This is a genomic window from Streptomyces sp. (assembly GCF_035644915.1).
Classification (GTDB): domain Bacteria; phylum Actinomycetota; class Actinomycetes; order Streptomycetales; family Streptomycetaceae; genus Streptomyces.
Genome location: NZ_DASQNP010000250.1, coordinates 1 through 11,131, shown reverse-complemented (window position 1 = coordinate 11,131; position 11,131 = coordinate 1). Strand labels below are relative to the sequence as shown.

Sequence of the window (11,131 nt, the reverse complement as noted above, 5' to 3'; positions counted from 1 at the left end):
CCCGCCCCCCGGCCGTACGCCCACCGCTCCCTCCCCGGCGGCGGTGGCCGCGCCCGCTCCCGCCGCGGTTGCCGCCGTCGCCGCGCCGGCCCCGGCCGCCGCCACCACCACCGCCACCACCGCGCCCGCCCCCGCCGCCGTCTCCGCTTCCGCTTCCGCCGAGAAGGTCCAGGGAGAGCGCAGACGCCGCAACCGGCGGACCATCCGATGAGCCGTCAGGCGACCCGTCCGGATGCCCGGCCGGCGGACCCGTCCGCCGGCCCGTCACCGACGCGCCGGCGGCGGCCGGACGCCGTGCGCGTGACCCTGTGCCGCGATCCGGTGCGCTTCGCCGGCCTGGCCCCGCCGTGGGACGACCTCCACCGCCGTTGCCGTGCCGCCACCCCCTTCCAGACGCACGCCTGGCTGCACTCGTGGTGGCTGTCCTACGGCGTCCCGGGCCGGCTGCGCCTGGTGCTGGCGCACCGGTCCGGCCGGCTGGTCGGCGCCGCCCCGCTGATGCTGGCGTTCCGCCCGGTGCCCGTCCTGGTCCCGCTGGGCGGGAGCATCTCCGACTTCTGCGACGTGCTGCTGGACGACTCCTGTGCCGAGGAGGCGGCCGTCGCGCTCGTCAGGGGCCTGCACCGCACGGCCCGCGCCGCCGTGGTCGACCTGCGGGAGGTGCGTCCCGGAGGCTGCGCCGAGCGCCTGTTCGACCACTGGCCGGGGCCCCGGCGCAGGCTGACGGACTCGGTGTGCCTGGAGCTCCCCGGACTCCCGCTGGACGGACTCCTCGCCCGGCTGCCCGGCGGCAGCGCCCGCCGGATGCGCGGCAAGCTCCGCCGGCTCGACCGGGCGGGCATCGAGCACCGCACGGTGCCCGCGCCGGAGGTGCCCGCCGCGATCGACACGCTGCTCAGGCTGCACGCCCTGCAGTGGCGGGAGCGCGGGATCACACCCGAGCACCTCAGGCCGCGGTTCGCCGAGCACCTGACCCGGGCCCTCACCGCGATGGCGGGCGACGGCACCGCCCGGATCACCGAGTTCCGGATCGACGGCCGGGTGATGGCCGTCGACGTACTCCTGCTCTCCACCGACCTGGTGGGCGGTTACCTCTACGGCGCCCACCCCGAACTGCGCGCCCGGGCCGACATCGCGGTCATGCTGCTGCGGCACGACTCCACGCACGCGGCCGCGACCGGACGCGGCGTGCTGAGCCTGCTGCGCGGCACCGAGCCGTACAAGTACCACTGGCGGCCCGAGGCCGTCCCCAACCAGCGGCTGCTGCTGGCCCGCCCCGCCCTGGCGCCCGTCCTGCGGCTCCACGCCGCCCAGCAGGCCGCCCGCTCCCGCCTGGCCGAGGCGGTCCGGGAACACGACCGGGGCCCGGACTCCTGGCGGGCCCGGCTGAACCGCCTGCGCGCGAGCCTGGCCGGGGCGCGGTGAGGGCGGTCCGCGCCCCGGCGTGCGGGCTGCTAGGGCCTCCTGCCCCAGGAGAAGCTGACGCACAGGCGCCGGTCGCCGAGCCAGGACCCGATCCAGCGGCCCAGGTCCAGGCAGAACCGCGGCCGGACGGGCCGCTGCCTGCCGGGCGTGAGCATCGACCGGAAGACCGCGGAGGACTTCGGGTTCTCCGCACACCGCCACACGCCGTGCGGGCAGTAGTCGCTGATGGTGTGGTAGAGCGGCTTCTGCTCGCCGATCCACTCCAGCATGCGGCGCATGTACTCGGGGTTGTCGCCCCTGCGGAACAGCCCCCACTCGGGGTAGGAAAAGGGTTTTCCGCGTTCCCTGGCGAAATCCACCTGGTGCTGCAGGCCGTACGGCTGGCTGATCTGGTCGTCGAAGGTCTCACCCGGCGGCTGGTCGTAGGAGTCCATTCCGATGATGTCCACCACGTCGTCGCCCGGATAACACTCGGTCCAGCCGATGGCGTCCCGTCCGCGGCTGGGCGCGAAATCGAAGCGGAATTTCTGTCCGGGCACCGAACGCATGGTGGCGACGATGCGCCTCCAGTACGTCTTCCACCCCTGCGGGTCCGGCGCGCAGCGGTGGGTGTAGGTGATGCCGTTCATCTCCCAGCCCAGCACGATCACCGTGTCGGGCGCGCCCAGGGCGACCAGGTGGCCGGCCAGGGTGCGGAAGTGGTGGTCGAAGTGGCCCTCGGCGCCCCGGCGGATCAGCCAGCGCACCTCGTGGTCGGGAACGCCCGCCTCGTTGCGCGCCTGCATCGGCACGTTGAGCACGAGCAGCCGGTCGGGATCGGCGCGCCGCCACTCGGTCCAGGGGCGCAGGAAGTCCCGGTTGCCCTCGATGCGCTCCCAGGTGTCGCCCGGCAGGTAGGTGTGCCCCACCCGCAGGGGCGCGCCGCCGAGCCACTTGCTCAGGTCCGCCATCCGCCGCACCCCGTCGGAACCCGCCCCCAGGAAGGCGCCCATGGCGGTGCCGTGCGCGGTCCCCGGCGCGCGGGTCCGCTCGCCGTCGTCCTGCCACACGTCGGTCGCGACGGCGCCGCCCGCGATGAGCGCTCCGGCGGTGACGGCCCCGACACAGGCGGTCGTCAGCCTCCGGCGCCGCCGGGGCGCCGCCGGTCTCCGGTGCCGGCCGGCCCTCTCCGGTCCCCGGTATCGATGGGGCATCGTGCCTCCTCGCTGCGTCTGCGTCACAGCACGGCGTGCTCCTTCTCCCGGCCCCCGCACTGCTCTTTCCGACACTAATCGGAGAATCTCCAAAATGAGCCGCCCGACTGCTTTCCGATAACCCGTTCGCGGTTTTCGTCGCTCGCTCGGACCAGCGTTCCGAGGAAATCCGCGGGCGCTGTCAATGTTAAGAAACCGATAACCGGCGGAAGCGCCGGGCGAACCTTCCGAAAAACCATCAGGAACACTTCAGGAACACTGAGGACTGCGTGCCATGCCGCCACCGTTCGACACCGAAGTACCCGCCCTGCTGCTACGGCTCGACCAGAACCCCTTCCACCACGGCACGTTGGGGGCCATCAGGTCCCTGGGCCGTGCCGGTGTCGAGGTCCACGCCGTCGTCGACTCCCCGCACTGCCCCATCGGCCGCTCCCGCTACCTGCACCAGGGACACCACCTGCCGGCGGACGGCGTGTACGGCACGCACCGCACGGGCGAGGTGTTCGGCGCCGACGGACTGTCGGACGACCGACTGGAACAGACGCTCCGTCAGATCTCCGACCGCATCGGGCGGCCCGCCGTCCTGATCCCGATGGACGACATGGGCGCCATCGCCGTGGCCCGGCTCGCCGACCGGCTCGCCGGCCGCTTCCTGCTGCCCAACCAGTCGCCCGGGCTGCCGCAGCGGGTGGCCGACAAGGCAGAACTCGCCGAAATGTGCCGGGAGTTGGACGTCCCGCACCCGACGACCCTGGTGCCGCGCAGCGCCGGGGGAGCGGCCGCCGCCGCCGAGGAGCTGGGGCTCCCCCTGATCGCCAAGTGGAGCCGCCCCTGGCTGCTGCCCCACGGCAGCGGACTGCGCAGCACCACCGTGGTCGGCACCGTCGAGGAGGCGCGCGCCCTGTACGCGCGCAGCGGGGAGGCGGGCAGCCCGCTGCTGTTCCAGCGGTGCGTGCCCGGCGGCCGGGGGACCGACTGGTTCTTCCACGGCTGCTTCGGCGACGGCGCGACCTGCCTGATCGGCGGCGCCGGGCGCAAGGACCACTCCTGGCCGGTGCGCGCCGGGCTGACGGCCGTGGGCCGGTGGCTGCCGAACCCCGACGTCGAGGAGGCGGCCCACCGGCTGGCCAAGCACCTGGACTACCGCGGCATCCTCGACCTGGACTTCCGGTTCGACACCACCACCGGCACCTACCAACTGCTCGACTTCAACCCCCGCCCCGGCGCGCAGTTCCGGCTGTTCACCGACCGGTCGGGGCTGGACGTGGTGCGGGCCCTGCACCTGGACCTCACCGGACGCGCCGTCGCCCCGACCTGCCCGGTGCCCGGTCGCGTCTTCGTCGCGGAGAACTACGCGCTGCTCTCCTCGCTGGCCGCACTGCCCTCCGCGCCGCTGCCGTTCGCCGCCGCGCGGCGCGGCCGGACGTCCACCGAGAGCCGCGGCGGCTGGCGGGACACGGAGACCGCCTGGTTCGCCGCCGACGACCCGGCGCCCTTCCTCGCCATGACCGCCACCTGGCTGGGCCAGGGCGGGCGCAAGGTCCTGCGGCGCACGCGGCAGCGCATGCTCCGTCCGCCCCGGCAGCGGCGGTCCGCACCGGAGGCGGACCGGCAGGAGGGGGCGGACCGGACGGACCGGGCGGACCGTCCGGACACCTCCGGACCGTCCCGCGGCAACGGCACGACACCGTCACGACGATGAGAGAGCGGGAACCAACCATGTACGACCTGGTAGTGGTGGGCGCGGGCCCCTACGGACTGTCGATCGCGGCCCACGCGGCGGCGGCCGGAATCACCCTGCGCACGTTCGGCCGGCCGATGGCCTCCTGGCGGGACCACATGCCCGAGGGCATGTTCCTCAAGTCCGAGCCCTGGTCGTCCAACCTCTCCGACCCCTCCGGCGAGCACACCCTGGCCGCCTACTGCACCTCCCGGGGACTGCGCGCCGAGCACGGCAGCCCCCTGCCGATCGGAGTCTTCACCGAGTACGGGCTGTGGTTCGGCCGGCAGGCCGTGCCCAGGGTCGAGGAGGAGACGGTCGTCGCCGTGCGCCCCCGGCTGGAGGGCTTCCTGGTGGAGACCGAGGGGGGCGAGACGGTGATGACGCGGACCGTCGCCCTGGCGGTCGGGATGATGCCCTTCGTGCACCGGCCCGAGGCCCTGCGGGCGCTGCCGCGCGAACTCGCCACGCACAGCAGCCACCACCGGGACCTGTCCCGCTTCCGGGGCAAGGACGTCACGGTGATCGGCGCCGGGCAGGCGGCCCTGGAGACCGCCGCGCTGCTGGCCGAGTGCGGCGCCCACCCCCGGGTGGTGGCCCGCGCCGACCGCGTCAACTGGAACACGCCGCCGCAGCCCCTGGAGCGCCCCCTGCTGCGCTCCCTGCGCGACCCGCACTGCGGACTGGGGACCGGGTGGCCGAGCTGGGTGTGGTCCGAGGTCCCCTGGGCGGTGCGCCGGCTGCCCGGCTCCCTGCGGACGCGGATCGCGGCCACGGCGCTGGGCCCGGCCGGGGCCTGGTGGCTGCGCGAGCGCGTCGAGAGCAAGATCCCCGTGCTGCTCGGGCACCGGCTGCGGGCGGCCGTCCCGCTGGGCGGGGGAGTGCGGCTGAGCCTGCAGACCGCCACGGGGTCGGCCACGACCCTGGACACCGACCACGTGGTGGCCGCCACCGGCTTCGTCCCGGACGTCGGGCGGCTGGACCTGCTGGATCTGTCCCTGCGCAACTGCCTGCGGCTGGCGGGGACCAGCCGGGCGCCGGAGGTGGACGGCCGCTTCGAGTCGTCCGTGTCGGGACTGTTCTTCGCCGGGCTGCTCACCGCCCCGTCGTTCGGCCCCTCCATGCGGTTCGTCTACGGGTCCGGCTTCACGGCGGAGCGGCTGGTGCGCGGCGTACGGCGCCGGCTGGCCGCCCAACGCTCCACCCCGGTGCCCCGCACCCGGCGCTCGCCCCGCTCCCGCGTCACCGCCTCCCTGGGCTGAACCGCCACCGGGACCGGTCCGCGTACGGGCCCGCGCCCGGTGGACGCGGGGGCGCGCCGCCCGGTGCGGCGCGCCCCTTCGTCGTGTCACACGTCTTGACGCCTCCTGTCATGCACCCCACGATGCATGGGAGCGCTCCCACCCCCCACTCCGGGGCGTTGCCCCGTCATGCCGTCGCGTCGTCCCCGCCCGTTTCCCCGCCGGAAGGACCGAACTGTGACACCTCACCCGTCCCATCAGCCCCAAGCGCCGGACCGTCCGCGCCGCGGCAGACGCCGCGCGCTGGGCGCACTGGCCGCCGCCGGACTGTTGGCCGGTGTTCTCACCGCCCCCGTCGTCGCGGCCGAACCCGCCGACGGACCCGAACTGATAACCAACGGCGACTTCTCAAGCGGCACCACCGGCTGGTGGTGGACGGAGAACAGCCCCGGCAAGGTCGTGGACGGGCGCCTCTGCGCCGACGTGCCCGCCGGCACGCAGAACCCGTGGGACGCCATCATCGGGCAGAACGACATCCCGCTCACCGCGGGCGAGGGCTACGAGCTGAGCTTCACCGCGTCCGCCACCGCACCGATCACCATCCGCACCAACGTGCAGATGGCCACCGAGCCGTGGACCACGGAACACTCCTCGGCGGACCGGATCGGCGAGACGGCCGAGACCTTCACGCACGTCTTCACCGCCGCCGCCGACCACGAGGCCGCCCAGCTCGCCTTCCAGATCGGCGGCAGCGAGGAGGCGTACACCTTCTGCGTGGACGACGTCTCGCTCACCGGCGGCGCCGAACCGCCCGTGTACGAGCCCGACACCGGGTCGCCGGTCCGCGTCAACCAGGTCGGCTACCTCACCGAGGGCCCCAAGAGCGGGACCTTCGTCACCGACAAGACCCAGGCCCTGACCTGGACGCTCAAGGACGCCTCCGGCGCCACGCAGGCGTCCGGCAGCACCACTCCCAAGGGCGTCGACCCGACCTCCCGGCAGAACGTCCACACCTTCGACTTCAGCGACTTCACCGAGGCCGGCGAGGGCTACACCGTCACCGTCGACGGCCAGACCAGCGAGCCCTTCTCCATCGGCGACGACCTGTACTCGTCGCTGCGCTCCGACGCGCTCGCGTACTTCTACCACAACCGCAGCGGCATCGAGATCGACGCCGACCTCGTCGGCGAGGAGTACGCCCGCCCGGCCGGCCACGTGGGCGTGGCGCCCAACCAGGGCGACACCGACGTCCCGTGCCAGCAGGGCGTGTGCGACTACCGCCTCGACGTCTCCGGCGGCTGGTACGACGCCGGCGACCACGGCAAGTACGTCGTCAACGGCGGCATCTCCGTCGCCCAGGTGATGTCCACCTACGAACGCACCCTCACCACCGAGGACACCGGCGGCGAGAAGCTCGGCGACGGCAAGCTCCGCGTGCCCGAGCGCGGCAACGGCGTCCCGGACGTCCTGGACGAGGCGCGCTGGCAGATGGACTTCATGATGAGGATGATGGTGCCCGCGGGCGAGCCGCTCGCCGGCATGGCGCACCACAAGATCCACGACCGCGCGTGGACCGGTCTGCCGCTGCGTCCCGACCAGGACCCGCAGCCGCGCGAACTGCACCCGCCGACGACGGCCGCCACCCTCAACGTGGCCGCCACCGCCGCGCAGTGCGCCCGCCTCTTCGAGGAGTACGACGCGGACTTCGCCGCGCGGTGCCTGAAGGCCGCCGAGACCGCCTGGGCCGCCGCCAAGGCCCACCCGGACATCCTCGCCGACCCCAACGACGGCACCGGCGGCGGCGCCTACAGCGACGACAACGTCCAGGACGAGTTCTACTGGGCCGCCGCCGAACTGTTCGTCACCACCGGCAAGGACACCTACCGCCAGGCGGTCCTGAACTCCCCGCTGCACGGCGACACCGCCGCCGTCTTCCCGCGCGGCGGCATGTCCTGGGGCGCGACCGCCGGCCTGGGCGCCCTGAGCCTGGCCACCGTGCCCAACAACCTGACGGACACCCAACTGCGGGCCGTGCGCGAGATGGTCACCGAGGCCGCCGACGGCTACGCCGCCGACTCCCGCGCCGCCGCGTACGGGGTGCCCTACGCCCCGGAGGACAACCACTACGTGTGGGGCTCCAACAGCCAGGTCCTCAACAACATGGTGGTCCTCGCCACCGCGCACGACCTGACCGGGGAGACCGCCTACCGTGACGCGGCGCTGCGCGGCCTGGACTACCTGCTGGGCCGCAACCCGCTCAACCAGTCCTACGTCACCGGCTACGGCGAGCGCGACTCCCACAACCAGCACCACCGGTTCTGGGCCAACCAGCTCGACCCCGACCTGCCCAACCCCGCGCCGGGCTCCGTCGCGGGCGGCCCGAACGTCGACATCCAGGACCCGATCGCGCAGGACAAGCTCAAGGGCTGCGCCCCGGCGATGTGCTACATCGACCACATCGAGTCCTGGGCCACCAACGAGATCACCATCAACTGGAACGCCCCGCTGGCCTGGATCGCCTCCTACGCGGACGACCTCGGCCCGGGCGGCGGCGGGGACCCCGGAGACCCGGGCGAGAAGCCCTCTTGCGAGGTCACCTACACCGCGCACCGCTGGAACAGCGGCTTCAGCAGCAGCGTGACCGTGAAGAACACCGGCACCGCCACGCTCAGCGGCTGGGAGCTGACCTGGTCCTTCCCCGGCGACCAGAAGATCACCCAGTCGTGGAACGCCCAGGTCACCCAGACGGGACGGAACGTGGTCGCCAAGCCCGTGCAGTGGAACACCACCATCCCGACGGGCAGCACGGTGAGCTTCGGCTTCAACGGCACCTCCAGCGGCCAGGCGGCGAACCCGACCGCCTTCTCCCTGAACGGGAAGGCGTGCACGGTCCGGTGACCTGACGCACCGCGCCGCCGCACCCCCCGACCGCAGGGCCGGGGCGCTCCGCACCGGGCGCCCCGGCCCCGCGCCGTCAGGCGCCCAGGGTGCCGACGACGACGGTCGCGTACAGCTCCTCGGAGGTGACCACCCGCGGCACCAGCCCGCCGCGGGCCATCGCCCCGGCCGCCCGCGGCGCCTGGCGCTCGCCCGTCTCCACCAGCAGGTGCCCGCCCGGCGCCAGCCACCGCGGCGCCTCCTCGATCACCCGCCGCTGGACGTCGAGCCCGTCCGGACCGCCGTCGAGCGCCACCAGCGGCTCGTGCTCGCGGGCCTCCGGGGGCAGCAGTCCGATCTCCCCGGTGGGCACGTAGGGCGTGTTGGCGAGCAGGACGTCGACGCGGCCGCGCAGCGCGGCGGGCAGCGGCTCGTACAGGTCGCCCTCGTACACCCGGCCGCCGGCGGCGGCGACGTTGCGGCGGGCGCACCGCACGGCGGCGGGGTCGACGTCGGCGGCGTACAGCTCGACGGGCCGCCCGTCCCCGCCCAGCGCGGCGGCCAGGGCGGCACCCAGCGCGCCCGAACCGCAGCACAGGTCGACCACGACGGTCCGCGACCGCCCGGCGGCCCGGCGGGCGAGGGCGGCGGCCTGGCGGACGAGGAACTCGGTGCGCCGCCGGGGCACGAAGACCCCGGGGTCCACGGCCATCCGCAGGCCGCAGAACTCCGCCCAGCCCAGCACCTGTTCGAGCGGCAGACCGGCGGCCCGCCGGTCCACCATGGCGGCGAGTTCGTCCGGCGTCCGGGCCTCGGCGACCAGCAGCCGCGCCTCGTCCTCGGCGAAGACGCAGCCGGAGGCCCGGAGCCGGGCGACGACGTCGGCCGGGACGGAAGGGGAGGAGTCAGGGGAGTCGGGAGAAGCGGGGGAAGGGCGGGAGGGGGAGGAAGACGGGAAGGACACGGGAGCCTTTCGGACGTGGTGCACCGAAGGGCGCTCTCCCGGTCATCCGCGGCGATGTACCGGACGGGCCGGTGGACCCGCGGGGCCGTGGGGCGAGAGCACCCGGACTGACCTGGCGTTGATGGGTCTCACCTCCTCGCGGACGTCCGTGGTCGCAGAGCGGCAACCCTACCCGGCCGGAGCGGCGGGCGGCCACCCCGGTGGACGGCGGGAGGCGCTGGGTCCCGTCCTGCGCGGGGCCGTCCGCCGCCGGCCGCTGCCGTCCCGGAGGCCGGAGGGGTAGGGCCGGGAGGGGCGGAGGGCCCGCGGCCCGTGCGGGCCGCGGGGTCAGTCGCACCGGTGGTGCGTGATGCGGGCCACGAGGTCGCACCAGCCCGCCTCCAGCCGCTCCAGCGACATGCCCCGCTGCACGGTGAGGTGGTGGAGGAGCGCGACGTCCAGATAGCTCACGAGGGTCTCGGCGAGCAGGTCGATGTCGCCGCGGACCCCGGCCTCCCGCAGCAGCGCGGTGACGTGGGTGGTGCGCACGCGCCGGGGCGGGAAGGCCAGGCGCTTGCACGCCTCCGGTTCGGCGGCCAGCAGCAGGGCGCGGTGGGCGGCCAGGTGCCTGAGGGTGGCGGGGCCGAACGCCTCCAGGCGCTGCACGGCGGGTGCCCCGGGGCCCAGCGGCGGGGGGCCGCTGAGGAAGGACTCCTGGTAACGGTGCTCGGCGTGGTCGAGGAGGGCCATGAGGAGGCCGTTGCGGTCGCCGAACCGCCGGAAGACGGTGCCCTTGCCGACCGACGCGGCCGTGGCGACGGCCTCCATGGTGAGCTGCTCGGGGCCGCGCTCGGCCACCAGACGGGCCGCGGCCTCCAGCAGGCGGGTCCGGTTGCGGGCCGCGTCCGCGCGCATGGGAGGTGTCCGGTCGGCCAGGGGCAGCGACGGCTGCCTGATCCCTTCGTCGTCGAGCGGCGCGGTGTGATTCACGACCCTCAGCGTACCGGTCGGGAAGAAAATGGACCACGGTCCGGTTCCCGTGTTAGAAAGTCATCCGGACCACGGTCCGCTTACCCCCGAAAGCAATTTGGAGACACTCATGTCCGTTCGTGTCCTCGGCCTCGTCGGCAGCCTCCGCGCCGGCTCCCACAACCGCCAGCTCGCCGAGGCGGCCGTGAAGCTCGCCCCCGAGGGCGTCGAGCTCGCCCTCTACGAGGGCCTGGGCGAGGTGCCCTTCTACAACGAGGACATCGACGTGGAGGGCTCGGTGCCCGAGGCCGCCGCACGGCTGCGCGAGGCGGCCGCCTCCGCCGACGCCCTCCTGCTGTTCTCGCCCGAGTACAACGGGACCATCCCGGCCGTGCTGAAGAACGCGATCGACTGGCTCTCCCGCCCCTACGGCGCCGGCGCCGTCTCGGGCAAGCCGGTGGCCGTCGTCGGCACCGCCTTCGGCCGGTACGGCGGCGTGTGGGCGCAGGACGAGGCCCGCAAGGCGGTCGGCATCGCCGGCGGCACCGTCCTGGAGGACGTCAAGCTCTCCATCCCCGACTCGGTCGGGCGCTTCGCCGAGCTCCACCCGGCCGACGACGCCGAGGTCGCCGGGCAGCTCACCGAGGTCCTCACCAGGCTCTCGGCCGCGGTGGCGCCGGCCGCGGCCTGACGCCCTCCCCCCGGGGAGCGCGCGAGACCGCACGGGGGTCCTCTCCGGAAAGCCGGAGAGGACCCCCGTGCC

9 protein-coding genes are annotated in these 11,131 nt (G+C 74.3%); 6 read left to right on the top strand and 3 right to left on the bottom strand.

The window, feature by feature from the left end; translation table 11 throughout:
- Both VE546_RS26700 and VE546_RS26695 read left to right on the top strand, forming a co-directional pair.
- A partial coding sequence (locus VE546_RS26700; RefSeq protein ID WP_324926751.1) for a hypothetical protein occupies nt 1-211 on the top strand: 211 nt, incomplete at its 5' end.
- A gap of 89 nt (nt 212-300) precedes the next feature.
- On the top strand, nt 301-1,425 hold the full coding sequence (locus VE546_RS26695) for a GNAT family N-acetyltransferase (protein WP_414720596.1): 1,125 nt from the start codon (nt 301-303) through the stop codon (nt 1,423-1,425).
- A gap of 29 nt (nt 1,426-1,454) precedes the next feature.
- On the opposite strand, the gene VE546_RS26690 is transcribed toward VE546_RS26695, so the two are convergent.
- The gene (locus VE546_RS26690; RefSeq protein ID WP_324926747.1) at nt 1,455-2,618 is read right to left on the bottom strand and encodes a glycoside hydrolase family 26 protein; all 1,164 of its coding nucleotides are present in this window, start codon (nt 2,616-2,618) and stop codon (nt 1,455-1,457) included.
- Nucleotides 2,619-2,892: 274 nt separating this feature from the next.
- On the opposite strand from VE546_RS26690, the gene VE546_RS26685 reads away from it, so the two are divergent.
- From VE546_RS26685 to VE546_RS26675, 3 genes are all read left to right on the top strand, one after another.
- Complete coding sequence (locus VE546_RS26685; RefSeq protein ID WP_324926746.1) at nt 2,893-4,320, top strand: ATP-grasp domain-containing protein; 1,428 nt, start codon at nt 2,893-2,895, stop codon at nt 4,318-4,320.
- Between the two features lie 17 nt (nt 4,321-4,337).
- Nucleotides 4,338-5,600 carry an NAD(P)-binding domain-containing protein gene (locus VE546_RS26680; RefSeq protein ID WP_324926744.1) on the top strand — a complete coding sequence of 421 codons (1,263 nt, stop codon included), beginning with the start codon at nt 4,338-4,340 and terminating at the stop codon, nt 5,598-5,600.
- A gap of 216 nt (nt 5,601-5,816) precedes the next feature.
- On the top strand, nt 5,817-8,477 hold the full coding sequence (locus VE546_RS26675) for a glycoside hydrolase family 9 protein (RefSeq protein WP_414720595.1): 2,661 nt from the start codon (nt 5,817-5,819) through the stop codon (nt 8,475-8,477).
- 76 nt (nt 8,478-8,553) lie between these two features.
- Here the strand turns inward: VE546_RS26675 and VE546_RS26670 are convergent, their stop codons facing one another.
- The gene (locus VE546_RS26670) at nt 8,554-9,420 is read right to left on the bottom strand and encodes a putative protein N(5)-glutamine methyltransferase (RefSeq protein ID WP_324926742.1); all 867 of its coding nucleotides are present in this window, start codon (nt 9,418-9,420) and stop codon (nt 8,554-8,556) included.
- 327 nt (nt 9,421-9,747) lie between these two features.
- Nucleotides 9,748-10,398 carry a TetR/AcrR family transcriptional regulator gene (locus VE546_RS26665; RefSeq protein WP_414720597.1) on the bottom strand — a complete coding sequence of 217 codons (651 nt, stop codon included), beginning with the start codon at nt 10,396-10,398 and terminating at the stop codon, nt 9,748-9,750.
- 100 nt (nt 10,399-10,498) lie between these two features.
- On the opposite strand from VE546_RS26665, the gene VE546_RS26660 reads away from it, so the two are divergent.
- A complete protein-coding gene (locus VE546_RS26660; RefSeq protein WP_324926740.1) occupies nt 10,499-11,059 on the top strand; it encodes an NADPH-dependent FMN reductase in 561 nt (186 codons plus the stop codon).
- The last annotated feature ends 72 nt before the right edge of the window (nt 11,060-11,131 follow it).

What these genes read in the sequence shown, in the direction of transcription:
- VE546_RS26690 (WP_324926747.1), bottom strand. Translation starts at nt 2,618, where the DNA reads ATGCCCCATCGATACCGGGGACCGGAGAGGGCCGGCCGGCACCGGAGA.
- VE546_RS26680 (WP_324926744.1), top strand. Translation starts at nt 4,338, where the DNA reads ATGTACGACCTGGTAGTGGTGGGCGCGGGCCCCTACGGACTGTCGATC.
- VE546_RS26660 (WP_324926740.1), top strand. Translation starts at nt 10,499, where the DNA reads ATGTCCGTTCGTGTCCTCGGCCTCGTCGGCAGCCTCCGCGCCGGCTCC.
- VE546_RS26685 (WP_324926746.1), top strand. Translation starts at nt 2,893, where the DNA reads ATGCCGCCACCGTTCGACACCGAAGTACCCGCCCTGCTGCTACGGCTC.